The following is a 25,415-nucleotide window of genomic DNA, read 5'->3' on the forward strand; positions in this document are numbered from 1 at the left end:
TCAGTGCTCCAGGGCCAGCGACGGCGCCGGCAGCTCGCGCACGCTGTCACCGGCGTTCAGCAGATGGGCGCCAAGGGCGACGATGCGTTCCCCCGGTTGCACACCACCTTCCAGCACTGCCTCTTCCTGCTCCAGGCGCACCACGCGAACCGGGCGCAGTTCCAGCTTGCCGTCCGCCTTGATGACCCAGACGCCGGTGCCCTGGCCCTTGTCGTGCAGGGCGCCCAGCGGCACGCGCAGCAGTTGCTGCTGGGCGGCGCCGTCCAGCTGCAGGGTGATGGTGGAACCGATGGCCAGGGCGGTGGAGTCGCCGCCCAAGGTGTAGCGGGCGCGGAAGGTGCGGGTGGTGGTATCCGCCGCAGCGGAGAGCTCGCGCAGGTTGGCGGGAACCGAATTGCCTGACGCGCCATAGGGGTAGGCGCGGGCTGCGTGGTTGGCTAGGGAACGCTGGGTTTCCGGGATGTCGATCACCGCCTCGCGCGCGCCGTCATGGGCCAGGCTGGCGACGACCTGGCCCTCGGCGACGACCTGTCCACGATTCACCCGCACATCGGTGATCACGCCGTCGCCATCGGCCCGCAAGGTCGAGTAGGCGCGGCGATTCTCCACCTGGGCCGCTTCGGAAGTGGCGGCGGCCTGTTCGGCCTGGGCAACCCGCAGGCGCGTGGCGGCCTGGTCGTACAGCTGGCGGGATACCGCGCCGGTGCCGGCCAGGCGGCGATAGCGGGCTTCGTCGTCGCGGGCCTGGCGCAGCTCGGCTTCGGCCGCGGTGACGCGGTTGCGTGCGGTGCGCAGGGCCAGTTCGAAATCGGTGTTGTCCAGCACCAGCAGGATATCGCCACGCTTCACGCGGGTACCCGGGTCCACCTTGCGGGCAATCAACTTGCCGCCGACGCGAAAGCCCAGGTCGCTGGCCGTGCGCGCGGCCACCACGCCGGTGTAGAGGGCGTCCTGCTGGGGGGCGGCCTGGACGTCCGTCGCCAGGACCGCCCTTGGCTGGGGCGCGCTGACCGAGGTATCGGCCTGGCTGTTGCAGCCGCTCAGGGTCAGCAGGGCGGCGGGGATCAGGGCGAGTAGAGCAAGGTGTGGGCGATTCATGGCGCGATCCTCGAATAGGGCGGCGGCAGGGCGGCAGTACTGCAGGTCGAAAATATGATAGGCATAATCTAAAAGTGTGTATATATGTCACTCGTCATCTATTTCGTCCGCCCAAGGGCGAAGCGACCAACGGAGGTACCGGCAATGAACAATGAGCAAGAGGTGCTGGACAGTGGGCCGGGCTGCGGTGCGCCGCAGGGCTTCGGCAGTGACGATTGGCAGGCGCTGGAATGGCAGCTGATGGCCCTGGTGCTGGATGCCGATGAAGACGGAGCGCAGCCATGAACCCGTCGCGCCTGCTGCTGACCATCCTCATGGTGCTGACCGCCATGGGGGAAATCTCCACCCAACTGATCATTCCCGCACTCGGTGCCCTCGAGCAGGGGCTAGGCGGCGCTCATGGCGCGAGCCTCGCGGCGCTGTCCGCGTTCGTTGCGGCGTTCGGGCTCGGGCAATTGCTGCTGGGGCCACTGTCCGACCGGATCGGCCGCCGGCCGGTGCTGATCGGCGGGCTCAGCCTCTATCTGGCCGCCACCGCCTGGATGTTCCTGGCCGACAGCATGACTGACTTCATTCTCGGACGCGTGGTCCAGGGCCTGGGCGCCTGCGCCGCGCTGGTGCTGGCACGGGCCATCGTGCGTGATGTATGGAAGGCGCAGGCGGCTCCGGCCCTGGCACTGACCGTGATCGGCATGCTCAGCGCCATCGCCCTGGCGCCCATGGTCGGCGGTCTGCTGACCCAGTGGGGCGGCTGGCATGCGCCGATCCTCGCCTCCCTGACCATCGGTAGCCTGGCGCTACTGGCGGTGCTGGCCTTCTACCGGGAATCCAACCCCAGCCTCGATCCCAAGGCCGGCCATCCGGCGACCCTGGCGCGGGACTACTTCGACCTGCTCAAACAGCGTTCCAGTCGGGCCCTTGCCTTCACCCTGGCGGGCACTTACGGAGCGATGTTCGCGGTAGTGGCCGGTTCATCGGCCGTCTATATCGGCCTGCTGGGGCTGAGCGCAGCGGAATACGGCCTGGCTTTCGGCGCGACCATTTCCGGGCTGATCGGCGGTGCGTTGTTCACCCAGCGCAAGATCATGCAGCTGGGTCCGCAGCGTATCGTCGGTATTGGTGTGAGCCTGGTGGCGGCGGGTGCGCTGACCACCTTGCTGGTGCACGCCACGCTTGGCCTGTCGGTGCTCGGCCTTTCGTTGCCGCAGGTGCTGGTGACCCTGGGTGGCGGCATGCTGATCCCGGCGTCGGTGGCTGGCGTGGTCATGCCCAACGCCCACCGCGCGGGCCTTGCCGCCGGCCTGATGGGCTTCGCCCAGATGCTCGGCGCCACCTGCAGCGGTCTGCTGCTGGGGGCGCTGCAGGATGGCAGCGCCTGGCCGATGGTCGGCGTGCAAGCCGTATTCGCCGTGGCGGCCATCAGCGCGTTCGCGGTGATGACCCGCAAGCCGCGGGGCGAGGTGGTATCGGTGGCGGGGTAGAAAGTGATGGCTTCATGTAGGAGCGCATTTATTCGCGAATGAATTCGCTCCTTCTACAGTGATCGGTCGAGCGGTAGAGGTTCAGACCAGCACAGCCAACTCGGAGTAACCGGCCACTTGTGGATCTGCCGTAAGCAGCCTCATGGGCTCGGTCATTGCGGTGGCGACCAGGATGCGGTCGAAGGGATCGCGGTGATGATTGCCGAGATCGCGGATCGCAAGGGTGTGTTCGACGGCGATGGGCAGCTCGATGAACCCGCTCTCCCGACATCCATCGCGCACTGTGTCCAGGCCAACGTTCAGCTTCCCCAGGCCTATCTTGATGGCCATTTCCCAGAAGCTGGCGGCGCTGACATGTACCTCGCTTGCATCCTCGATCAGTCGCCGCGCCCGCGTTGAAAGCCTTGGGCTATCGGCCAGCGTCCAGAGCAGGATATGGGTATCCAGAAGAATCCTCATGGATTAACGCCTTCGAAGCTATCGAGCAGGTCATCCGGCAGCGGGGCGTCGAAGTCTTCCGGGATCACCAGAATTCCCTTCATGGCACCGATGCGCTGGCCGGTACGTTTGCCGGCTGGTACCAGGCGAGCCATAGCGCGGCCATGCTTGGCAATGGTGATGATCTGGCCGTTGGCAGCTTCGTCGACCAACTTGGACAGATTGTTCTTGGCTTCACCCAGGGGCACAGTGATCATCGTTTACCTCCAATAATTTGGACAAATTTAGCCAAAATTGCTGAGGCTGGCAAAGAGGCCATCGGGTTGCTGGTGTCCGGTTGGCCGGGCTCCGTCTTTTGCAGGTTCGTCTAATCCTTCGATTCATCCGCTGACCACACCGCCAGCTCATAGCCGTCTGGATCGATGAAGTGGAAGCGGCGGCCGCCAGGGAACGAGAACGCCTGACGGCTGATGATGGCCCCCGCCGCTTCAATCCTGCGTTGGGCTTCGCCTAGATCGTCGGTGTACAGGATGACCAACGGGCCCCCCGGTCGAACGGGCTCCCCTGTTGTGAATCCTCCGGTTATTCGGCCGTCGCAGAACTCGGTATAGGTCGGGCCGTAGTCCGAGGCATCCAGCAGATCGGGTTCGCCACGCAGACGGCTGAGGACGACGTCGCGGTAGGCGCGGTTCTTCTCGCAGTACGAGCGCACATGCCAGCCCACGACGCCGCTGAAGAGCATGGCGATCCAGGAGCCGAAGCTGAATTCCAGGTCGTCTTCGTCGCGGCCCAGCTTGATGTGGCCGTAACGGCTCATGGCCAGGTAAACCGGCACCCCAGCACGCCCGTGACCAGGCTCAGGTAGAACCATTTGAACTGCTGCACCACGAACTCCGACATGGCCTTGAAGACCTCGCCGGCCTGCTCGGCCTGCAACACGCAGCTTACGACGAAGACGATCACGATCAGCACCGAGCTGAGCGTCACCGTGGGATTCAGGCCCTTGAACAGGCCCAACTCTGCACGCATCAACATCCCCGCTTGTTCTTTTTACAGGGCTTGGCTAGGCGCCGCGGCCCAGGCTAGCCCGACAAAATGGGGCTAGAGAGGATTGTCGGACAACCCATTTTTAATCATGCCTCGATGATATTTCGGCATGGGTGGGGGGCACGGTGTGGGCTTGCCTTGTAGGGGCGAATTCATTCGTCAAGCAGGCCAAAGGCCTGCTCAGGGTTACATCAAGGGGGCGACTGCGTCGCCCTTGGCGAATGAATTCGCCCCCACAGGAGGGAGTTTGCGGCTAGCGGGCGCTGCCGCCCATCCCTTCAGTCCGCATGATCTCGGCAATGATCGGCACCGGGGTCATCAGGTGGGTGCGCATCATTTCGCTGGCGCGCGTGGCGTCGCGGGCGAGGATGGCTTCCACCAGTGCGGCGTGTTCCTGGCGCTTGCGCTCCAGGGCTTCTTCGGAGAACACCGTCTGGGTCAGCCAGAGGTGGCGGTAGCGTTCGGCCTGGTCGAACAGGTAACTGCGGGCCTGCAACAGGTGCTTGGAGTTGCAGCCCGATGCGATGGCGGTGTGGAACGCCTTGTGGCGCTGGTCCCAGACATCCAGGCGCTGCTCGCGGGTTTTCACTTCCATCACCTTGGCCAGGGTATGGGACTGGGCCAGGATCGACGCTTCCCAGGCGTCGTCGCCGCGCTCGATGGCCAGGCCGACGATCATTGCTTCCAGGTTCGCGCGGGCGTCGTAGATGTCCTTCATCTCTTCCACGGACATGGGTGCCACGCGGTAGCCCTTCTGGCTGATGGCGACCACCAGCTTCTCCGCCACCAATTGCGACAGGGCTTCACGCAGCGGGCCCACGCCCAGGTCGTAGCGTTCCTTCAGGGTGCTCATCAGCAGCTTTTCACCGGGCTTGAACACGCCACGGATGATGTCCTGCTTGAGCCACTCATACCCGCTGAAAGCCGAGTTCTGACGAGGGGCGAGTGCTTCCAAGGTGCTGTTCCTCACAACGTTTTGCGGATCATACCGAAACGTCTTTTCACCGAGAAACAATGGACAAACGTGCGTTTTATTTTCGTTTTTTAAAAATGTAGACATTTTTAGTTTGTGGCGATATTTTCCACTCGCCCACCTGATCCGGGCGCTGCCTACCACTTCTTTGCCAGGAAACCGCCATGAACGCCTTTACGAAGATCGAGGACCTTGTGATGCCGATGCCGCTGGAGACCCGGGGGTTCACCGTCACACCCTCCCAGCAGTCGCCGCGCCTGCTCCAGCTGACCTTCGCCCGCGAAACGGTGGAGGCCTTCGTCAAGGCGGTGGGTGAGTGGCCGGTCCAGGCCCTGGAGTACAAATCCTTCCTGCGCTTCCGCTTCGGCCAGATACTCGACGACCTGTGCGAAGGCACCCTGCGCCCGGTGCTGCTGAACACCATCCTGAGCCGCGCCTCCGGCGGCATGCTGATCACGCCCGTCGGGCTGGATGACGTGAGCCAGGCCGAGGACATGGTGAAATTCACCACCGCCTGCGCCCACCTGATCGGCCGTTCCAACTACGACGCCATGAGCGGCCAGTTCTACGCCCGCTTCGTAGTGGTCAACACCGACAACTCCGACAGTTACCTGCGCCAGCCGCACCGGGTCATGGAGCTGCACAACGACGGCACCTTCGTGAACCAGATCACCGACTACGTGCTGATGCTGAAGATCGACGAGAAGAACATGGAAGGCGGCAACTCCCTGCTGTTGCACCTGGACGACTGGGAGCAGTGCGACGAGTTCTTCCGCCACCCGCTGGCCCGTCGCGAGATGCGCTGGACCGCGCCGCCGAGCAAGAAGGTCAGCGAGGACGTGTTCCATCCGGTGTTCGATACCGACGCCGAAGGCCGCCCGACCATGCGCTACATCGACCAGTTCGTGCAGCCGGAAAACTTCGAGGAAGGCATCTGGCTGAACGCCCTGTCCGAATCCCTGGAAGGCAGCGCGCAGAAGCTGTCCGTGCCGGTGCCGGTGGGCAGCTTCGTGCTCATCAACAACCTGTTCTGGCTGCATGGCCGCGACCGCTTCATCCCCCACGAGGGTCTGCGTCGCGAACTGATGCGCCAGCGCGGCTTCATCAGCTACCAGAAGCCCCGCTACCTGCGCGGTCAATAATCAATGGAGCGCGGCGGAGGGCTGCCACGGGCGGCCCTTCGCCGTGCCCGGCACAAATGTTCGACCGTAGGTTGGCGCTGAGCGCAGCGAAGCCCAACACCTATCCGCTGCGCCAAGCGCGAGGTAATGGCTGTGTACGATTTCATCATCATCGGCGGCGGTATCGTGGGCATGTCCACGGCCATGCAGCTGATGCAGGTTTACCCGGATGCCAAGGTTCTTCTCCTGGAGAAGGAGTCCGGCCCGGCCCGTCACCAGACCGGCCACAACAGCGGCGTGATCCATGCCGGCGTCTACTACACCCCCGGCAGCCTCAAGGCGCGCTTCTGCCTGGAAGGCAACAAGGCCACCAAGGCTTTCTGCAACAAGCACGGCATCCGTTACGACGAGTGCGGCAAGCTGTTGGTGGCCACCAACGCGCTGGAGATGGAGCGCATGAAGGCGCTCTGGGAACGCACCGCCGCCAACGGCCTGGAACGCCACTGGCTGTCCGCCGCCGAGCTGCGCGAGCGCGAGCCGAACATCGTCGGTATGGGCGGCATCTTCGTGCCCTCCAGTGGCATCGTCAGCTACGCCGAAGTCACCGCCGCGATGGGCCGCGAGTTCCAGGCCGCCGGCGGCGAGATCCGCTTCAGCGCCGAAGTCACCGGCCTCGACGAGCATGCCGATGAAGTGGTGGTGCGTACCCGCACCGACGAGTTCCATGGTCGCTACCTGATCACCTGCTCGGGGCTGATGGCCGATCGCGTGGTGCGCATGCTCGGCATCGAGCCGAACTTCATCATCTGCCCGTTCCGGGGCGAGTACTACCTGCTGCCCAAGCAGCACAACCAGATCGTCAACCACCTGATCTACCCGATTCCGGACCCATCCATGCCGTTCCTCGGCGTGCACCTGACGCGGATGATCGACGGCACCGTCACCGTTGGCCCCAACGCCGTGCTGGCCATGAAGCGCGAGGGCTACCGCAAGTCCGATATTTCGATTTCCGACATGGTCGAGACCCTGACGTCCCCCGGCATCCTCAAGGTGCTGGCGAAGAACCTGCGCCCCGGCCTGATCGAGATGAAGAACTCCCTGTTCAAGGGCGGCTACCTCAAGGAAGTGCAGAAGTACTGCCCGAGCATCACCAAGGCCGATCTCACCCCCTATCCGGCCGGCGTGCGCGCCCAGGCGGTGTCCCGCGACGGCAAGCTGATCGATGACTTCCTCTTCGTGAACACCCCGCGCAGTGTGAACGTGTGCAACGCACCGTCGCCCGCCGCTACCTCCGCGATCCCGATCGGCGCCCACATCGTCGACAAGGTCCGTGAGCAGATCGCCGCCTCCGGCACCCGCTTCACCGTCAAAGCCACCGATAACAAGCAGCGGGCCGCCGGCTGAGCCGACGTCACCGCCGCCCAATCCAGAGGATGACAAGCGTGCAACTGAAAGACTCCACCCTGTTCCGCCAGCAGGCATATGTAGACGGCGCCTGGGTCGATGCCGACAACGGCCAGACCCTCAAGGTGAGCAACCCGGCCACTGGCGAGCTGATCGGCAGCGTGCCGAAAATGGGCGCCGCCGAGACCCGTCGCGCCATCGAAGCCGCCGAACGCGCCCTGCCAGCCTGGCGTGCGCTGACCGCCAAGGAACGCGCCAACCGGCTGCGCCGCTGGTTCGAACTGATGATGCAGAACCAGGACGACCTGGCCCGCCTGATGACCCTGGAGCAGGGCAAGCCGCTGGTGGAGTCCCGTGGCGAAATTGCCTACGCGGCGTCCTTCCTCGAGTGGTTCGGTGAAGAAGCCAAGCGCGTCTACGGCGACATGATCCCCGGCCACCAGGCCGACAAGCGCCTGATGGTGATCAAGCAGCCCATCGGCGTCACCGCTGCCATCACCCCGTGGAACTTCCCCTCGGCGATGATCACCCGCAAAGCCGGCCCGGCGCTCGCCGCTGGCTGCACCATGGTGCTCAAGCCTGCCTCGCAGACCCCGTACTCCGCCCTGGCCCTGGCCGAACTGGCCGAGCGTGCCGGCATTCCGAAAGGCGTGCTGAACGTGGTCACCGGCAGTGCCGGTGAAGTCGGCGGCGAGCTGACCAGCAACCCCATCGTGCGCAAGCTGACCTTTACCGGTTCCACCGAAATCGGCCGCCAGCTGATGGCCGAATGCGCCAAGGACATCAAGAAGGTGTCGCTGGAACTGGGCGGCAACGCGCCCTTCATCGTCTTCGACGACGCGGACCTGGATGCCGCCGTGGAAGGCGCGCTGATTTCCAAATACCGCAACAACGGCCAGACCTGCGTGTGCGCCAACCGCCTCTACGTGCAGGACGGCGTTTACGACGCTTTCGTCGACAAGCTCCAGGCCGCCGTCGCGCGCCTGAAGATCGGCAACGGCCTGGAAGACGGCATCACCACCGGCCCGCTGATCGACGCCAAGGCCGTGGCCAAGGTCCAGGAGCACATCGAGGACGCCGTCGCCAAGGGCGCCCGTGTCGTTTCCGGCGGAAAGCCGCACAGCCTGGGCGGCACCTTCTTCGAGCCGACCATCCTGGTCGACGTACCGAAAAACGCCGCCGTGGCCAAGGAAGAGACATTCGGTCCGCTGGCGCCGCTGTTCCGCTTCAAGGATGAAGACGAAGTCATCGCCTTCTCCAACGACACCGAGTATGGCCTGGCTGCCTACTTCTATGCCCGCGACCTGGGCCGCGTGTTCCGCGTGGCCGAGGCCCTGGAGTACGGCATCGTCGGCATCAACACCGGGATCATCTCCAACGAAGTGGCGCCCTTCGGCGGCGTCAAGGCCTCGGGCCTGGGCCGCGAAGGCTCCAAGTACGGCATCGATGACTACCTGGAAATCAAATACCTCTGCATCGGCGTGTAAGCACGGCGGATCACAACCCATTCCTGCACCAGAGGTCGCCAGCCGCGCTGGCGACCTCTGGTGTGGTGCGACTGAATATTGGAGTGCGCATGAACACCAACCAGAGCCTGCAACAACGCCGTATGGCCGCCATTCCTCGTGGCGTCGGGCAGATCCATCAGATCTTCGCCGAGCGTGCTGAGAACGCCACCGTGTGGGACGTCGAGGGCCGTGAGTACCTGGACTTCGCCGGTGGCATCGCCGTGCTGAACACCGGCCACCTGCACCCGAAGGTGATGGCCGCCGTCCAGGAACAGCTGGCCAAACTGACCCACACCTGCTTCCACGTGTTCGGCTACGAGCCCTACGTGACCCTGGCCGAGAAGATCAACCAACTGGTGCCGGGCAGCTTCGAGAAGAAGACCCTGCTGGTCACCACCGGTGCCGAAGCTGTTGAGAACGCCATCAAGATCGCCCGCGCCGCCACCGGCCGTAACGGCGTGATTGCCTTCACCGGCGCCTACCACGGCCGCACCCAGTACACCCTGTCGTTGACCGGCAAGGTGGTTCCGTATTCCGCTGGCATGGGCCTGATGCCGGGCGGTGTGTACCGCGCCGAATACCCGAACGCGATGCACGGCGTCTCGGTGGACGATGCGATGGCCAGCATCGAACGCATCTTCAAGAACGACGCCGCACCCAGCGACATCGCTGCGATCATCCTCGAGCCGGTGCAGGGCGAGGGTGGCTTCAATGTCGCGCCGAAGGACTTCATGGCCCGCCTGCGCGCCCTGTGCGACCAGCACGGCATCCTGCTGATCGCCGACGAAGTACAGACCGGCGCCGGCCGCACCGGCACTTTCTTCGCCATGGAACAGATGGGGGTAGCTGCCGACCTGACCACCTTCGCCAAGTCCATCGCCGGTGGTTTCCCGCTGGCGGGCGTATCCGGCCGTGCCGACGTCATGGATGCCGTTGCCCCGGGTGGACTGGGTGGCACCTACGCCGGCAGCCCGATCTCCTGTGCCGCGGCACTGGCGGTGATCGAAGCTTTCGAGAGCGAGAAACTGCTGGATCGCGCCAAGTCCGTGGGTGAAATCCTCACCGCCGGCTTGCGCAAGATCGCTGAGCGCCACAACAGCCTGGTGGACGTGCGCAACCTCGGCGCCATGGTCGCCGTTGAGCTGTTCGAGGCTGGCGATGTGAGCAAGCCGGCCGCCGAACTCACCGGCAAGGTCGTTGCCAAGGCACGCGAGAAGGGCCTGATCCTGCTCTCCTGCGGCACCTACTACAACGTCCTGCGCATCCTGGTTCCGCTGACTGTCAGCGATGCTGATCTGGAGCGCGGACTGGCCATTATCGGCGAGTGCTTCGACGAGCTCGCCTGAAAAGGCTGAGCATCGGTGATGCGTCGTTAAAAACCGGCTGGCCTGACCTTCGCTCAGTCTTTTCAGGACTGATTGATTTAGAGCGTCACCCTGGTCCCTGCTCACCCGCTCCTGCCCCGATGACCGACCCGGGCAGGGCGGGTTTTTTCGTCCCGCGTCTGACCGTCGATGAATCCTGCGTCACCGTGTCAGACACACTTGGCGTGCCCCACGCCAAGGCCATCCTCGTGGTCTGTTCAGTCCTGCTCATCACCTGCCGTCGGGCGCAGAGCGGGACGGGCCGCGTTCGGAAGGGGCAGCTGGCACGGAGACGTTGATCCGGTGCGGGATGAGGTTCATGAGGGCTCCTCGGCGTGAGTGCCACTGGGCTCGGGAGGTTCTGCCGAGCTTGCGGTCACCGGGTGCGTGAGTTAAAGCTATATTTTCTTGCGTTCACGTACTGGAAAACTCACCTATGCCCAAGAAAAACCCTTTGAGCCAGGTCAGCGATTTCGACCTGAGGCTGCTGCGGCTTTTCAAAACCGTGGCTGAGTGCGGCAGTTTCTCGGCAGCTGAAGGCACGCTGGGCATTACCCGCTCGGCCATCAGCCTGCACATGAGTGACCTGGAGAAACGCCTTGGTATGCGGCTGTGCCAACGTGGGCGGGCCGGATTCGCGCTGACGGACGAGGGGCGGGAAGTACTGCGGGCTAGCGAGACAGTGCTGGTGGCCATCGAAGGCTTTCGCAGCGAGGTCAACCAGATGCACCAGCAGTTGCGCGGCGACCTGAATGTTGGGATCGTGAATAACCTGGTGACCCAGCCCAGGATGCGTATCACCCAGGCGCTCAAGGCCGTGCGGGCAGAAGGCGCGGGGGTACGCATCAACCTCAGCATGAGTACCCCCGGAGAGATCGAGCGCGGCCTGCTGGACGGCCGCTTGCATGTGGGCGCAGTCCCGCTGATCACGCCCCTGTCCGGGCTGGAATACAGCCTGCTCTACGAGGAGCGCTCGAACCTCTACTGCAGCCACGAGCACCCGTTGTTCGCACGCGCCGCCGAGGTCAGCAACGAGGAGCTGAAGAGTGCGGATGCCGTGGTTCCCAGCTACCGCATGACGGCCGAGGCAATCGGTCTGCACCAGTTGCTGAACTTCGCCGCGTCGGCCACGGACCGCGAGGGCATCGCCTTCCTGATCCTCACGGGCAGCTACATCGGCTTCCTCCCGGATCACTACGCCGCCACCTGGGTGGAGAAAGGGCTGATGGCGCCCTTGAGCCCGGATCGCCTGTTCTTCGAGGCCAAGCTGGCGGTCGCGACCCGCAAGGGGCGTAGGCAGAACCTTATCCTCGAACGCTTCCTCGACTCCCTCCAGCGCACCCGCTAAGCCACGCCGCACCTCACTTCGCTGCACTCGCACAGTCGCCCCGTCCGCTGGATGGGCGCGACCGTTCGGTCATTCCTTCGAAAAAAAGTCCAAAGCGCGTGTTGACACGAACTTTTGATCGGCCCTAGTCTGAATACAGCGCTGCACACATCGAGATGCACATGACAACATGCAGCGCAAAATCGATTGCTGACTCTTCTGCCTACAAAAACAACGTTACCGGAGAGATTCAAAATGGCTCGGTTCTTCTCTCGCTCCATCCGCAGTGTGATCGCTTGTGTTGCCACCGTCGGCGCATTGCTTACCCAGGCCCCTGCCCAGGCGGCCGAAACGCAAATCTGGAAAGACATTCAAAAGGCTGGCGTGCTGCGCTGCGGCGCAGCCGTGGCCGCGCCGTACGTCATGCGCGACGCGGCGTCCGGTCAGTACAGCGGTTACTTCGTGGACCTGTGCCGCGACTTCGGCGAGAAGGTGCTGAAGGTCAAGGTCGAGTTCGTGGACACCAACTGGGACAACCTCGTGGCCGGCCTGCAAAGCGGCAAGTGGGACCTGGCCATGGCCCTGAACCAGACGCCGGAACGCGCCCTGGCTGTGTCCTTCTCGGCGCCGGCCACCGACTACCAGGTCTCCCTGCTGGTGAACAAGGACAACCCCAAGTTCGCTGGAGCTGGGAACACCATCGCGGACTACGACAAGGAGGGCGTCACCTTCGCCGTCATGTCCGGCACCGCGCAGGACAAGGCCATTTCCGCAGTGGTGAAAACTGCCAAGATCATGCGCCTGCCCGGCATGGATGAAACCCGCCTGGCGGTGATGTCCCGTCGTGCCGATGTGCTGGTGGATGCCAGCGACACCAACCATCTGTTCGCCGTCGCCAATCCGGACTGGGCCAAGGAAGTCCTGCCCAAGCCGGCCCTGGCCAAACAGGGCGTGGCCTTCGGCCTGCGTCGTGACGCCAGCGCCGCCGACCTGCAAGTGCTGAACATCTACGTCAGCCAGCGCCGCGAGAACGGCGAGATCGACGCCCTGGTCGACAAGGCCTCCCAGTTGGCCAACGCCGCCGAAAAAACCGCCCAGTGATCTCTCGTTGACCCCCGAGGGCCTCCATGCGGGGCCCTCCCGGAGAACTTCCTATGAATTCCCCCTATCTGGTGGCTGCCCAGCCGCAGCCCGCGATCGCCTCCAATTCGGCTGCTGGCGACTTCATTCAGCTGCGCGGCGTATGCAAGTCCTATGGCGAGCAGTTGGTCGTGATGGACAACATGAACCTGGACATGCGCGCCGATGACCGTCTGGTGATCATTGGTCCGAGCGGTAGCGGCAAGAGTTCGCTGCTGCGGGTGCTGATGGGGCTGGAAGGCATCCAGGGCGGGACCATCAGCTTTCAGGGCAAGCCTTACATCAGCGGTTCCGCCGGGCGTGGAAAGCTGGATGAGAAGCTGCGCAACCAGATTGGCATGGTGTTCCAGCACTACACCCTGTTTCCGCACCTGTCGGTACTGAGCAACCTGATCCTGGCCCCCACCAAGGTCCATGGCCTGTCCAAGGCCGAAGCAACGGAGCGCGCCCGGTTGTACCTGGCCCGCCTGGGCCTGGAAAGCAAGCTCAACGCCTATCCCAGCCAGTTGTCCGGCGGCCAGAAGCAGCGCGTGGCCATCGCCCGTGCCCTGATGCTGGAGCCCAAGCTGATGTTGTTCGATGAGGTGACCTCCGCCCTCGACCCGGAAATGGTCATCGAAGTGCAGAACGTGATGATGCAGCTGGCCGAGCAGAAGATGGCGATGATCATCGTCACCCACGATATGCACTTCGCCCGGCACATCGCCACCCGCGTGGTGTTCTGCGCCAACGGCAAGGTGGTCGAGCAAGGCCCGCCGGAGCAGATCTTCACCCAGCCCAAAGAAGCCCGTACCCGGGAATTCCTCGAAAAAGTCCTGCACCTGGACTGAGGGCGAAGCCATGAACTACCAATTCGACTTCCACTTCCTGAGCGGAAACTTCGGCGTCCTCTGGGACGGTCTGAAGGTCACGCTGGAACTGGCGCTGGTCTCCAACCTCATCGGCCTGGTGCTGGGCTTCGGCCTCTGCCTGCTGACCATGAGCCGCTGGTTCTTCCTGCGCTGGCCCGCCCAGTTGTTCATCGAGTTCTTCCGCTGCACCCCGGCGTTGCTGCAGATCGTCTGGTTCTTCTACTGCGTGCCGATGCTCTTCAACGTGTTCATCGATCCGGTCGCCATGGGCTTCCTGGCGCTGGGCCTGAACTTGACCGCATTCAATGCCGAGGCCTATCGCGCCGGTGTTCAGGCGGTGCCGCGTGAGCATCTGGATGCTTGCGTTGCCCTGGGGCTGCGTCCCTGGCAGCGGACCCTGTACGTGGTGCTCCCGCAAGCCTTGCGCAGTGCCTTGCCGGTGCTCATGACCAACGGCATCGGCACCCTGCAACAGAGCGCACTGGTCGCCATCGTCGCTGTCTCCGACCTCATGTACGTGGGCAAGAGCCTGGCTACCGAGGCTTATCGGCCGCTGGAAACCTACACAGTGATCGCCCTGATCTACTTCGCCCTGTCGTTGCCGATCGGCCAGTTGGTGCAACTGATCGAGCGTCGCCAGGACGCTGCGGCCGCGCGCTGAGGAGAATGCCATGACCATCGATTTCTCCATCGTCCTGACCTACTGGCACGTGCTGCTCAAGGGTCTGGCGCTGACCCTGGCCATCACCCTCGGCTGCGCCGTGATCGGCAGCCTGGCGGGGTTCGTGCTCAGCCTGCTGCGGATGTCCCGCCTCAAGCTGCTGAAACTGCCGACCACCCTGTATGTGGAGTTCTTTCGCGGCACGCCGCTGCTGATCCAGCTGTTCTGGGTGTTCTTCTGCTTCCCGGTGGTGTTCGGCATGGATATCCCGCCGTACGTGTCAGTGATCATCTCGCTGACGCTTTATATGGCGGCCATCACCAGCGAGACCTTCCGCGGTGCGCTGAAGTCCATCGCCAGCGAGCAGCACGATGCCTGCACCGCCCTGGGCCTGACCTCGCGGGTGAAGGTGCTCTACGTGATCTTCCCGCAGGCACTGCTGCGCGCCATTCCACCGCTGCTGTCGAACGTGGTCAGCCTGTTCAAGGAGAGCGCCCTGATCTCCTCGGTAGGCATCGCTGACCTGATGTTCGTCGGCCAGAACATTTCCAACAGCACGGCCCGGCCGGTCGAGTTCCTCTCCGCCGTCGCCGTCATCTACTTCCTTGTGGCTTTCCCGCTGACCCGCCTGGTCGGTGTGGTCGAAGCCCGGATGCTCCGGCGCTACGCCTACTAACCCCCAAAAGCCCCTATCTGGAGAGACACCATGCAACTGAAAGGCATCCTGCCCGCCCTCGTCACGCCCTTCGACAAGTCCGGCGCGGTCGACCACGAAACCCTGGCAGCCATCATCGAATACCAACTGAACGCCGGCGTCAGCGGCTTCGTTCCGCTGGGCTCCACCGGCGAGTACTACGCCCTGACCAACGAAGAGCGTCGCCAGGTCATGGCGACCGTGAAGGAAGTGGTGGCTGACCGTGGCGTGCTCATCGCCGGCGCCAACGGCTCCTGCACCCGCGAAGTGATCGAGCAGGTCAAGCAGACCCGCGACGCTGGCTACAGCAACGTGCTGATCGCGCCGCCGTACTACGCGCTGCCGTCCCAGCAGGAGCTGATCGGCCACTACCAGGCTGTGCTGGACGCGGTGCCGGACGTCAACGTGGTGCTCTACAACTACCCGGTGCGCACCAACGTGGAAGTCGGCTTCGAAGTGCTGGAAGCCTTCAAGAACCACCCGCGCGTGATCGCCATCAAGGAAAGCAGCGGCAACCTGCTGCGCGCCATCGAGATCGGCAACACCTACAAGGACAACTACCAGCTGTCCTGCGGCTCCGACGACCAGGCCCTGGACTTCTTCCTGTGGGGCGCCAGCAGCTGGATCTGCGGCCCGGCCAACTGCTTCCCGGACCAGGTGGTGGACTTCTACCGCAAGTACTCGTCCGGTGATCTGGCCGGCGCGCAGGCGGTGATGCGCTCGCTGTTCCCGGTCATGGCCAGCATGGAGTCCGGCAAGTTCATCCAGAAGGTGAAGTACGGCTGCGAACTGGCAGGCTTCAACGCCGGCAACGCGCGCATGCCGCTGCAACCGCTGACCGATGACGAGAAGGCCGAATTCCGCAAGGTATTCGAAGCTTCCCAGCGTTGACCCAAAGCCGGCATCGGCTCCAAATGGAGTCGATGCCGTTTACCGAGAGAGCAGAGATGACCAGCCAAGTTTTCACCTGTATCGAAGGCCACACCGAAGGCATGCCGGTGCGCATGGTGGTGGGAGGCGCGCCGGAGCTGCGCGGCGCGACCATGAGCGAGCGGCGTCAGCATTTCATCGAAGCGTTCGACTGGGTCCGTCGTGCCCTGATGCTGGAACCCCGTGGCCACTCCCACATGTCCGGCACCCTGTTCTATCCCCCGGTCAGCGCCGAGGCCGATTTCAGTCTGCTGTTCATCGAGACGTCCGGCTGCCTGCCCATGTGCGGTCACGCGACGCTGGGCTCCATCACCTTCGCCCTGGAAGCGGGCCTGGTGAAGCCGAAAACACCGGGCCAGGTGGTGGTGGATGTTCCGGCCGGCCAGATCCGCGCCCGCTACGAGCAGCAGGGCGATAAGGTCACCTCGGTGCGCTTTACCAACGTGCCGGGCTTCCTGCTCTACCAGGACGTACAGATCTTCCTGCCGCAACTGGGCAAGTTGAAGCTCGACATCGCCTACGGCGGCAACTTCTACCCGATCATCGAAGTCCAGGCCAACTACGCCGGCTGCGAGCACTTCACGCCCGAGCAGTTGCTGGAGTGGGGCCGGGAAGTGCAGCGACTGGTCAATGCCAATTTCGATGTGGTGCATCCGGACGATGCCTCGATTCGCGGCGTGAAGCACTGCATGTGGGCCGGCCACCCGCTGGCCAAGGACTCGCATGGGCGTGCTGTCGTCATCGCCGGTGACAGCCTGGTGGACCGTTCGCCTTGCGGCACGGGAAGCTCCGCGCGCGTTGCCCAGCGCTTCGCTCGAGGCTGGTTGAAGGAAGGGGAAGCCTTCCGTCACGAAAGCATTATCGGCAGCCGCTTCACCGGCCGTGTGGAGGCCACCACGACTCTGTCGAACGGCGCTGCGGCGGTTTATCCGAGCATCGAAGGCAGTGCCTGGATTACCGGCCGTGCCGAGTTCTACGTGGATGACACGCAACCGTACTGGGACGGCTTCTCCCTGGGCGATTTCGTTGGCAACAAGGGGGCCGCATGAACGCTCAGCAAAGCCAGTCGGCCATCGTCATCGGTGGTGGCATCGTCGGCGTCTGCTGCGCCTTGTACCTGCAGCGCGAGGGCTACCAGGTCACCCTGGTAGACCCGGCTGCGCCGGGTGACAGCACGGCGAAGTGGAGCTGTGGCCAGATGGCGGTGAGCGAGGTCATTCCGCTGTCCAAGCCCGGCATCCTGAAAAAGATCCCATCCTGGCTGCTGGATCAGAAGGGGCCGCTGGCCCTGCGTCCCAGCGCACTGCCGGGCATCCTGCCGTGGTTCCTGCGCTTCGTTTCCTGTGCCCGGCACTCGAAGATCGTCGAGATTGCCGAGGCCATGACCACGCTGACCGAGAATGTCTACGAGGACTACGCGCCCTTGCTGGATGCGTGCGCGGACAAGACCCTGCTGGGCGATCGTCCAATCATCGAGGTCTTCGACTCGCCGGCCGGCGTGATCCACGAGCGGCCTCATCTGGAGCTGCGCAAGTCCCTGGGCTTCAGTTCGGAAGAGCTGGACGCTGGCGCCATCGCCGAACTGGAGCCGAGCCTGGCCGGCAAGTTCAAGCATGGCCTGCTGTTCCCCGATTGGCGCGCAGTGAGCGATACCGAAGGCTTCATCGCGGCGCTGACCCAGAGCTTCATCGATCAGGGCGGCGTGCGTGTGCGCGATCAGGCGAAACGCATCGACAACGTGGCGGATCGCGCTACCGGCGTCACCCTCGCCAGCGGCAAATGCCTCCCGGCTCAACACGTGGTGGTGGCCGCCGGCACCGGCTCGCGGCAGTTCTTTTCGCAATTGGGCGTGGACATTCCGCTGGCCGGTATCGCGGGATACCAGGTGGTATTGCCCAACCCCGGTGTCGAGATTCGCCACTCGGTGATCTATGCCGACGGCGGCTTCTGCTTCAGCCCCATGACCCGTGGCCTGCAGATCGGCGGCACCATCGAGTTCGCTGGTGCCAACGCTGAACCCAACTTCAAGCGCGCCGATATCATCCTGGAGAAAGCCAAGCGAATCCTGCCGCAACTGCAGGACAGTAATTTCGAGTACGGCGTGGGCTATCGCCCGTTCCTGCCGGACACCAAGCCGGTGATCGACCGTTCCGCACGACTGACCAACGTGTTCATGGCCTTCGGCCACGGCCAGCTCGGCCTGACCCTTGGCGCCACGACCGGGCGCCTGATCGCCGACCTGGTCGCCGGAAGACCGACCGCCCAGGACCTGACGCCTTTCAGCGCCAACCGTTTCGCCTTCATTGGAGGACTCGCATGAATTCGTACGACCAGCTCTATATCAATGGCCAGTGGGTTGCCCCGGTCAAAGGTGGCACCTTCGAAACCGTCGATCCGAGCAGTGAGGCGCTGATCGCCCGCGTGGCGGCCGCCACGGCGGAAGACGTGGACCTGGCGGTGAAAGCCGCTCGCCAGGCCTTCGATGAGGGCCCTTGGCCGCAGATGAATGGCTCCGCCCGTGCCGCCGTGCTGCGCCGCATCGCCCAGGGCATCCGTGATCGCCAGCAGGAGCTGGCCGAGCTGGAGGTGCGCGACAACGGCAAGCCACTGCCCGAAGCGCTCTGGGACATTGGCGATACCGCCGGCTGCTTCGATTTCTACGCGGACCTCGCCGAGGACCTGGACAGCCATGTGGAACAGCCCGTGGCCCTGGCCGACGAGCGTTTCAACTCCGTGGCCCGCAAAGAGCCGGTCGGTGTCGCTGGCGCGATCATCCCCTGGAACTTCCCGATGCTGATGGCCGCCTGGAAAGTCGCTCCGGCGCTGGCCGCCGGTTGCAGCATGGTGCTCAAGCCCTCCGAGCTGACACCTCTGACCGCGCTGGAACTGGCCCGCATCGCCGACAAGGCCGGGCTGCCCGCCGGTGTGCTGAACGTGATTCCGGGAATGGGCCCGGACGCCGGCGCGCCGCTGGCCGAGCACCCCGGTATTGACAAGTTGGCCTTCACCGGCAGCGTGCCCACTGGCAGCCGGATCATGCAGGCGGCTGCCAAGGACATCAAAAACATCAGCCTGGAGCTTGGCGGCAAGTCGCCCTTCATCGTCTTCGCGGATAGCGATATCGAAGCTGCCGTCGAGTGGATCATGTTCGGCATCTTCTGGAACCAGGGCCAGGTCTGTTCCGCCACCTCTCGCGTACTGGTCCAGCGCGACCTGTATCAGCCGCTGCTGGGGCGCCTGAAGGAAGAGGCGGAGAAGGTGCGCATCGGCAACGGCCTGGAAGAGGGCGTGCTGCTCGGTCCGCTGGTGAACAAGGGGCAGTACGACAAGGTCCTGGCCGCCATCGCCCGTGGCCGTGAGGAGGGCGCGCAACTGGTTTACGGTGGCGAGCGTCCGGGCGGTTTCGACCAGGGCTTCTACCTGCAACCCACCATCTTCGCGGACGTACCGGAAGACAGCTGGATCTGGCAGGAAGAAATCTTCGGCCCGGTGGTTTGCATCCGTCCCTTCGACAACGAAGCCGAAGCCCTGAGCTCGGCCAACGATTCACGCTTCGGCCTGGCCGCCGCCGTGATGTCGAAGGACCTGGAGCGCGCTGAGCGCGTGGCCCGCAAGCTGCGTGCCGGTATCGTCTGGATCAACTGCTCGCAACCCACCTTCACCGAGGCCCCCTGGGGCGGCTACAAGCAGAGCGGCATCGGCCGTGAGCTGGGTGAATGGGGCCTTAACAACTATCTGGAAACCAAGCAGATCACCCGCTACGACAGCGAGCAGCCCTGGGCCTGGTACATCAAGTGAGGTAGTCGCCATGCGTTGGAAGAAAACGCTTCAGTTGGTGGATGTCCACTGCGAAGGCGAAATCGGCAAGGTCATTACCGGGGGCGTCGTCGGCATCCCCGGTGAGACCATGCTGGACAAGATGAATCATATCAACGAAGTGGACGACAGCCTGCGCCGCCTGGTGATGCTGGAACCGCGCGGCTGCCTGCAGATGTCGGTGAACCTGCTGCTGCCGCCGACCCGACCGGAAGCCCAGGCCGGGTTCATCGTCCTGCAAGCGGACAAGGCCCATCCCATGTCCGGCAGCAACTGCATCTGCGTGGTCACCGCGCTGCTCGAACTCGGCATGTTGCCGATGCAGGAGCCGGAAACCACTGTGGTGCTCGACACGCCGGCAGGCCTGGTAACCGCCAAGGCCCGCTGTGAAGACGGGCGCTGCCTGAGCGTGTCGCTGGACATGGTGCCGTCCTTCGTCGAGCAGCTGGACGTGGCCATCGAAACCGAAGCGTTCGGCACCCTCAAGGCCGACATCGCCTTTGGCGGTGTGTACTACGCCCTGGTGGATGTGGATCAGGTGGGGCTGAGCATCGCGCCTGAGCATGCACGGGAACTGGCCGCCGCTGGTGTTGCCCTCAAGGACATCATCAACCGCCAGGTCAGCGTTCAGCACCCGCTGCTCAAGGCGCTCAACGATGTCGCCTACGTGATGTTCCGCAATCGCGTCGACGACCGTACCTACCAGACCTGCACCACCTTGCCACCGGGGCGGGTGGACCGTTCCCCCTGTGGCACCGGCAGCTCGGCCAACCTCGCCACGCTGGCAGCAAGGGGTCTGGTGGAGGAGGGCGACCAGCTGGTCTCCCGCTCAACCATCAACGGGGAGTTCCAGGTCCAGTTGCTGGGCCGCACCGAAGTGGCGGGCAAGCCCGCCGTGCTGCCACGGGTAACGGGGCGTGCCTGGATCTACGGTATCCAGCAGCTGGGCGTGGACCCCGACGATCCCTTGGCCGCCGGCTTCATGCTGAGCGACACCTGGGGGCCGGCTTTCCCTACTGAGTGAACACCCGCGCTCCTTCAACGGAGAGGCACACCGTTCCCATTGGGCGGGCCGCTAGGCCCGCCCGAACCATCGAGATCATCGCCATGGGCGTAGTGACATTAGAAGCGGAAAACAGTGGGAAGCGGCATGGCGGTCGCTACATCTACGAAGAGCTGCGCAAGCAGATCCTGACGTTGCAACTCAAGCCCGGCGCCCAGCTGGATGAGGTCTCCCTGGCGGCGCAGTTCGGTGTCTCGCGCTCGCCGGTGCGCGATGCCCTGGCACGGCTGATCAGTGAAGGCCTGGTCACCATCCTGCCGAACCGCACCACCCTGGTGACCCCGTTCGAGATCGAAGAGTTTCCCAAGTACATCGCCGCCCTGGACCTGACCCAGCGCGCGGTGACCCGCCTTGCGGCGATCAACAGGACTGAACAGGACCTCGACCGCATCCGCGAGGCCAATACGGCTTACGTCCGGGCTCTGGGGCTGGGCAACTTCCAGGAAATGTCCGAGCGAAACAAGGCGTTTCATCTGGAGATCGCCAAGGCGGGCCGCAATCCCTACCTCACGAACTACTACGAAAAACTGCTGGGGGAGGGGCAGCGACTGCTTCACCTTCATTTCGATTTCATCGTCAGTTCGCAAATGACCCGTCCGGATGAGGACCACGACAAGATCATCGAGGCCATCGTCAACAGGCAGGCTGACGAGGCGGAAGCCGCTTCACATGAACACACGCTGCTCTTTCGTGATCGCTTCCTGGAGTTCATGAAACAGAACCTGACGAAGAACATCTCGATTCTCTAAAGGAACACATCGTTTCCATCGGCCTCGCCTCAGGACGCAATGGGCCGCTTCATCTACCCGGCAATGACGGCTTTCTTCCCTATGCAAACCAAGCTCTTCCCGCGACATATTGCGGCCCTGCTTCTTGCCGGGCTGGCCTGCGCCTTTGCTGGTAACCATATTGCCGCCCGCATTGCCTTCGATGACGGCGCTGGATTGCTGCTGGCGATCCTGTGTCGCTCCGGCGTCACCATGCTGGTGCTGGGCATTCTTGTTTTCCTGAAGCGGGAATCCGTTCGCCTCGGGCCAGCGATGGCCGGCTGGCAGTTGCTGATGGGTTGCCTGATAGGCTTCCAGAGCTTCTGCATCTACTCCGCAGTGGCCCGAATTCCAGTCGGCCTGGCACTACTCGTGGTTAATCTTTCTCCGGTCTTCCTGGCGCTGTTCACCTATGTCCTGGGTGGTCCGGCACCTACTCGTCGTTCAGTGGTGCTCATGGCCTGCATCCTCTGCGGTCTGTTGATTGCGCTGGATGTGCCGACCATCGTTGCTGGGCAAGGTCAGTTCGACGAGCGCTGGATAGAGGGGGTCCTGTTCAGCCTGGTCGGCGCAGCGGTGTTCGGCGCCGCCATGTGGGTTTCCGAGAACCGGCTATCGGGCATGGCCGGTACCGTGCGCAGCATGCTGACCATGGCGCTGGTTTTCGCCGTCGCCCTCCTGGCCAGTGCGGCGAATGTCGTGCCGGGTGGGCTGTCCATGCCAGAGTCGACCGGTGGCTGGCTCGCCTTGTCGTTCCTGGTCGTGCTTTACGGAGCAGCCTTTTCCACGCTGTTCATTTTCATGCCCAGACTGGATATCGCCCGTAATGCGCCCGTGCTGAACGTGGAGCCAGTAGCCGGACTGATGTTTGGCTGGTTGATACTCGACCAGCAGCTCAGTGCGCTGCAACTGGTCGGAGGGGGGATGGTGGTCGCGGGTATCGTGCTGCTGGCCTATCGCCGTCAGGGCTGAGCCCGCTATGCAGCTGTCGATGAACGGTGCGGCACTCGATGCAAATGGCGAGAATTACCTTCGCTGAACGGGCAGCTGGCCGCACGTTCTGAACGATAGGCGCCTTTCCGCGAGCTGAGTTACCCTTGGCCGACTATCAGGCGATGTCGCGTTGCCTGGACAAGATGAACAGGGTGCTTGATGAGTAACGATTCAGTAGAGCCGGAGAGCAGCGGTCGTCGTCACGGCGGGCGATACATTTACGAGGAGCTGCGCAAGCAGATACTCACGCTGAAGCTGAAGCCCGGTGCTCCATTGGATGAGGTTTCGCTTGCGGCCCAGTTCGGTCTTTCGCGCTCTCCAGTACGTGATGCTCTGGCCCGCCTGATCACCGAAGGGCTGGTGACGATCCTGCCGAACCGCACCACGCTGGTGACGCCGTTCGAGATCGAGGAGTTTCCGAACTATGTATCGGCGCTGGATCTGATCCAGCGCGCCGTTACCCGGCTGGCGGCCCTGCAACGCACCGACGAAGACATGGCGCAAATCCGTGCCGCGGAAAACGCCTACATGGAGTCCATCAGCAAGGGCGACTTCCAGGCCATGACGGAGCTGAACAAAGCGCTTCACATGGAAATCGCGCGCGCCGGCAAGAATCCCTACCTGACCAGCTACTACGAGAAGCTGTTGGGCGAGGGGCAGCGGCTCTTGCACCTGCATTTCGATTTCATCGTCAGTGCGGCAAGTTCATCCGGGCTGGGGCGCGACCACGAGGAGATCGTCGAGGCGATTGCCGCGCGTGATGCGGATGCTGCCGAGAATGCGGCGCACGAGCACACCCTGTTGTTCCAGCGCCGGTTCCTCGACTTCATGCAGCAGAACCTGACGTCCCAGATGCGGATTTCGTAGTACCGGCACGCTGGCTCCGCAGGTCCTTGCTGCGCAGCGCCCTGGGCCATCCCCACACGCAGTCCCCGGCTGATCTCAGAAGTAGGGTGCGCCACGCGCACCGAGGCGCGATGGCGACGACACCGCGTCTGTCTCCCGGTGCGCGCGGCACACCCTCTCGGATCGGCATCATCCTGCTGGAAAAGTGAAAGCTAAAGGAGGCCGCCGGAGCCGCGCGAATACTCGCGGATGGGGAAGGTGCTACGACGGCCAGGGGCCCTTCTCCGCGGGGCCTTATTGAAATTTTAGTTCGCCCGCAGGAGGACGACTTCGTCGCTGATCCAGGGACTGGGGCGCCGTGTTCCGGGTAGCCGAAGTGGTAAGGGCAATAAGTAGGGGGGGCGTTCAGCCATTAAAAAAAGCGGCCCTTAGGCCCGGATAACATCGTTTTTCAGTGAACTGGTCATTCCCTATATTTCCCGGCAACCAATTCTGATTGGCGAAGTTGTTTCACCGTCTTCGGGAAATTTATATGAACAAGAATTTAGAAACTGCTCGCGGCAAGTGTGCGGGCATTGGCACTCAAGTTGTCTGGGCGGGAGAGCAGGTACAGCATCCCTATAACGCCACGCAAACGCCCATTGTCGTAAGTGCCGCATATGGCTATCAGGATATCGATGTCTGGTACGACGTAGCGCTGGGCAAGAGCGAGGGCTTCATCTATAGCCGCATGAGCAACCCGACGGTCGCCACCCTGGAGGCCAAGCTGTGCGAGCTGGAACAGTCGGAGTCGGCGGTGGCCTTCAGCAGTGGCATGGCCGCGATCAGCGGCGTGCTGCACACCTTCCTCTGCAGTGGCAGGCGCGTGGTATCTACCCGCGACAGCTACGGCGGTACCAACAAGATCTTCGAGGAGTTCCTGCCGCGCATGGGGGTCGAGGTGACCCTTTGCGACACCCAGGATACCGAGTCCATCGAGCGCGAAATCGCCAGCGGCTGCGACCTGCTGTACCTGGAAACACCCACCAATCCGACCCTTAAAGTGCTTGATATCCGCCGCCTGGTGGCTGTGGCCAAGCGCGCTGGCGCACTGGTGGTGGCGGACAACACCTTCGCCACGCCGCTCAACCAGAATCCCCTGGCCCTCGGCGTCGACGTGGTGGTGCATAGCGCGACCAAGTTCCTCTCCGGCCACGGCGACGTGCTTGGGGGCGTTGTCTGTGGCGCGGAAAGCCTGATGGCCCAGGTGCGCCATTACCGCGAGATCAACGGCGCGGCGCTGGACCCGTTCTCCGCCTACCTGATCATCCGTGGCATCAAGACCCTGGCCCTGCGTCTGCGCCAACAGCAGCAGAGCGCCCAGGCGTTGGCCGAATACCTGCTCACCGAACCGCTGGTGGAGGCGGTGAATTACCCCGGACTGCCCAGTCATCCCGGTCATGCCGTCGCGTGCTCGCAGATGCGTGGTTTCGGCGCCATCGTCAGCTTCGTCCTGGCCGGTGGCATGGACACCGTGAAACGCCTCCTGCCGCGCCTGTGCTATGCCCATCGCGCCGGCAACCTGGGGGCGGTGGAGACCATCTACGGGCCGGCGCGCACGACCAGTCACGTCGAGAACACCCTGGAAGAGCGCCTGGCGCTGGGCATCTCCGAGGGCCTGGTGCGTATCTCCGTGGGGATCGAGGAAACCGCCGACCTGCTCGCCGATCTCCAACAGGCGTTCGCGATTGTTCACGGTGAACTCGCTGAAGCACCTGCTTCGAACTTCGCCCCTGTTCTGACCGAACGTCACACCGAGGTGGAAACCTGACGTTCGCCCCCTGACTCCTGGCCGGAGAGCCAGCGAGTTGATCATGAAAAGGAACAATAACAATACCCGATGGCAACTTGATC

26 protein-coding genes are annotated in these 25,415 nt (G+C 63.6%); 20 read left to right on the forward strand and 6 right to left on the reverse strand.

Going from position 1 to position 25,415, the window contains the following annotated elements; all coding sequences use genetic code 11:
• Nucleotides 1–1,098, reverse strand: coding sequence for an efflux RND transporter periplasmic adaptor subunit (locus tag THL1_RS07750; RefSeq protein WP_069082720.1), 1,098 nt, complete (start codon nt 1,096–1,098; stop codon nt 1–3).
• Nucleotides 1,099–1,242: 144 nt separating this feature from the next.
• On the opposite strand from THL1_RS07750, the gene THL1_RS30280 reads away from it, so the two are divergent.
• Nucleotides 1,243–1,383: a hypothetical protein gene (locus THL1_RS30280; RefSeq protein ID WP_177343821.1), complete on the forward strand. Its 141-nt coding sequence runs from the start codon at nt 1,243–1,245 to the stop codon at nt 1,381–1,383.
• Complete coding sequence (locus THL1_RS07755; protein WP_069082721.1) at nt 1,380–2,579, forward strand: MFS transporter; 1,200 nt, start codon at nt 1,380–1,382, stop codon at nt 2,577–2,579. The genes THL1_RS30280 and THL1_RS07755 overlap by 4 nt, the downstream gene beginning before the upstream one ends.
• 81 nt (nt 2,580–2,660) lie before the next feature.
• Here the strand turns inward: THL1_RS07755 and THL1_RS07760 are convergent, their stop codons facing one another.
• The 5 genes from THL1_RS07760 to csiR all read right to left on the reverse strand — a co-directional run bounded on the left by THL1_RS07760 (nt 2,661) and on the right by csiR (nt 5,019).
• Entirely contained in the window at nt 2,661–3,038 is a 378-nt protein-coding gene (locus tag THL1_RS07760) for a type II toxin-antitoxin system VapC family toxin (protein WP_069082722.1), read from the reverse strand.
• Nucleotides 3,035–3,274 (reverse strand): type II toxin-antitoxin system Phd/YefM family antitoxin, encoded by a 240-nt coding sequence (locus THL1_RS07765; protein WP_069082723.1) that lies wholly within the window; start codon nt 3,272–3,274, stop codon nt 3,035–3,037. Before THL1_RS07765 ends, THL1_RS07760 begins: the two co-directional genes overlap by 4 nt.
• 110 nt (nt 3,275–3,384) lie before the next feature.
• Entirely contained in the window at nt 3,385–3,834 is a 450-nt protein-coding gene (locus THL1_RS31170; protein ID WP_335721530.1) for a BCCT family transporter, read from the reverse strand.
• A complete protein-coding gene (locus tag THL1_RS30580; protein ID WP_069082724.1) occupies nt 3,831–4,052 on the reverse strand; it encodes a BCCT family transporter in 222 nt (73 codons plus the stop codon). Before THL1_RS30580 ends, THL1_RS31170 begins: the two co-directional genes overlap by 4 nt.
• A 265-nt stretch (nt 4,053–4,317) precedes the next feature.
• The gene (gene csiR / locus THL1_RS07780; RefSeq protein WP_069082725.1) at nt 4,318–5,019 is read right to left on the reverse strand and encodes a DNA-binding transcriptional regulator CsiR; all 702 of its coding nucleotides are present in this window, start codon (nt 5,017–5,019) and stop codon (nt 4,318–4,320) included.
• Between the two features lie 182 nt (nt 5,020–5,201).
• Here csiR and glaH point away from each other — a divergent pair, with 182 nt between their 5' ends.
• From glaH to THL1_RS07870, 18 genes are all read left to right on the forward strand, one after another.
• Complete coding sequence (glaH, locus tag THL1_RS07785; RefSeq protein WP_069081861.1) at nt 5,202–6,179, forward strand: glutarate dioxygenase GlaH; 978 nt, start codon at nt 5,202–5,204, stop codon at nt 6,177–6,179.
• 132 nt (nt 6,180–6,311) lie between these two features.
• Nucleotides 6,312–7,562: an L-2-hydroxyglutarate oxidase gene (gene lhgO / locus THL1_RS07790; protein WP_069086447.1), complete on the forward strand. Its 1,251-nt coding sequence runs from the start codon at nt 6,312–6,314 to the stop codon at nt 7,560–7,562.
• Nucleotides 7,563–7,600: 38 nt separating this feature from the next.
• Nucleotides 7,601–9,049 carry an NADP-dependent succinate-semialdehyde dehydrogenase gene (gene gabD / locus THL1_RS07795; protein ID WP_069081862.1) on the forward strand — a complete coding sequence of 483 codons (1,449 nt, stop codon included), beginning with the start codon at nt 7,601–7,603 and terminating at the stop codon, nt 9,047–9,049.
• Nucleotides 9,050–9,138: 89 nt separating this feature from the next.
• Nucleotides 9,139–10,416, forward strand: a complete 1,278-nt coding sequence (gene gabT / locus THL1_RS07800; RefSeq protein ID WP_069082726.1) for a 4-aminobutyrate--2-oxoglutarate transaminase — start codon at nt 9,139–9,141, stop codon at nt 10,414–10,416.
• 454 nt (nt 10,417–10,870) lie between these two features.
• The gene (locus THL1_RS07805; RefSeq protein WP_069082727.1) at nt 10,871–11,782 is read left to right on the forward strand and encodes a LysR family transcriptional regulator; all 912 of its coding nucleotides are present in this window, start codon (nt 10,871–10,873) and stop codon (nt 11,780–11,782) included.
• 234 nt (nt 11,783–12,016) lie between these two features.
• Nucleotides 12,017–12,862, forward strand: a complete 846-nt coding sequence (locus THL1_RS07810; protein ID WP_069082728.1) for a transporter substrate-binding domain-containing protein — start codon at nt 12,017–12,019, stop codon at nt 12,860–12,862.
• Nucleotides 12,863–12,915: 53 nt separating this feature from the next.
• Complete coding sequence (locus THL1_RS07815) at nt 12,916–13,731, forward strand: amino acid ABC transporter ATP-binding protein (RefSeq protein ID WP_069082729.1); 816 nt, start codon at nt 12,916–12,918, stop codon at nt 13,729–13,731.
• A gap of 10 nt (nt 13,732–13,741) precedes the next feature.
• Complete coding sequence (locus THL1_RS07820; RefSeq protein WP_069082730.1) at nt 13,742–14,413, forward strand: amino acid ABC transporter permease; 672 nt, start codon at nt 13,742–13,744, stop codon at nt 14,411–14,413.
• A 10-nt stretch (nt 14,414–14,423) separates the two neighbouring features.
• Complete coding sequence (locus THL1_RS07825; RefSeq protein ID WP_069082731.1) at nt 14,424–15,089, forward strand: amino acid ABC transporter permease; 666 nt, start codon at nt 14,424–14,426, stop codon at nt 15,087–15,089.
• Nucleotides 15,090–15,119: 30 nt separating this feature from the next.
• Nucleotides 15,120–15,998, forward strand: coding sequence for a 4-hydroxy-tetrahydrodipicolinate synthase (gene dapA / locus THL1_RS07830; protein WP_069082732.1), 879 nt, complete (start codon nt 15,120–15,122; stop codon nt 15,996–15,998).
• A 56-nt stretch (nt 15,999–16,054) separates the two neighbouring features.
• The gene (locus tag THL1_RS07835; protein ID WP_069082733.1) at nt 16,055–17,086 is read left to right on the forward strand and encodes a 4-hydroxyproline epimerase; all 1,032 of its coding nucleotides are present in this window, start codon (nt 16,055–16,057) and stop codon (nt 17,084–17,086) included.
• Nucleotides 17,083–18,357 (forward strand): NAD(P)/FAD-dependent oxidoreductase, encoded by a 1,275-nt coding sequence (locus THL1_RS07840; RefSeq protein WP_069082734.1) that lies wholly within the window; start codon nt 17,083–17,085, stop codon nt 18,355–18,357. Before THL1_RS07835 ends, THL1_RS07840 begins: the two co-directional genes overlap by 4 nt.
• On the forward strand, nt 18,354–19,835 hold the full coding sequence (locus THL1_RS07845) for an aldehyde dehydrogenase family protein (RefSeq protein WP_069082735.1): 1,482 nt from the start codon (nt 18,354–18,356) through the stop codon (nt 19,833–19,835). The genes THL1_RS07840 and THL1_RS07845 overlap by 4 nt, the downstream gene beginning before the upstream one ends.
• A 10-nt stretch (nt 19,836–19,845) precedes the next feature.
• Complete coding sequence (locus THL1_RS07850; protein ID WP_069082736.1) at nt 19,846–20,877, forward strand: proline racemase family protein; 1,032 nt, start codon at nt 19,846–19,848, stop codon at nt 20,875–20,877.
• An 83-nt stretch (nt 20,878–20,960) separates the two neighbouring features.
• On the forward strand, nt 20,961–21,665 hold the full coding sequence (locus tag THL1_RS07855) for a GntR family transcriptional regulator (protein ID WP_069082737.1): 705 nt from the start codon (nt 20,961–20,963) through the stop codon (nt 21,663–21,665).
• An 81-nt stretch (nt 21,666–21,746) separates the two neighbouring features.
• Nucleotides 21,747–22,655, forward strand: a complete 909-nt coding sequence (locus tag THL1_RS07860; protein ID WP_069086448.1) for a DMT family transporter — start codon at nt 21,747–21,749, stop codon at nt 22,653–22,655.
• A gap of 180 nt (nt 22,656–22,835) precedes the next feature.
• Nucleotides 22,836–23,543 carry a GntR family transcriptional regulator gene (locus tag THL1_RS07865; RefSeq protein WP_069082738.1) on the forward strand — a complete coding sequence of 236 codons (708 nt, stop codon included), beginning with the start codon at nt 22,836–22,838 and terminating at the stop codon, nt 23,541–23,543.
• Nucleotides 23,544–24,054: 511 nt separating this feature from the next.
• Nucleotides 24,055–25,332 carry a cystathionine gamma-synthase family protein gene (locus THL1_RS07870; protein WP_069082739.1) on the forward strand — a complete coding sequence of 426 codons (1,278 nt, stop codon included), beginning with the start codon at nt 24,055–24,057 and terminating at the stop codon, nt 25,330–25,332.
• The last annotated feature ends 83 nt before the right edge of the window (nt 25,333–25,415 follow it).

Source organism: Pseudomonas sp. TCU-HL1, from assembly GCF_001708505.1.
Taxonomy (GTDB): Bacteria; Pseudomonadota; Gammaproteobacteria; order Pseudomonadales; family Pseudomonadaceae; genus Metapseudomonas.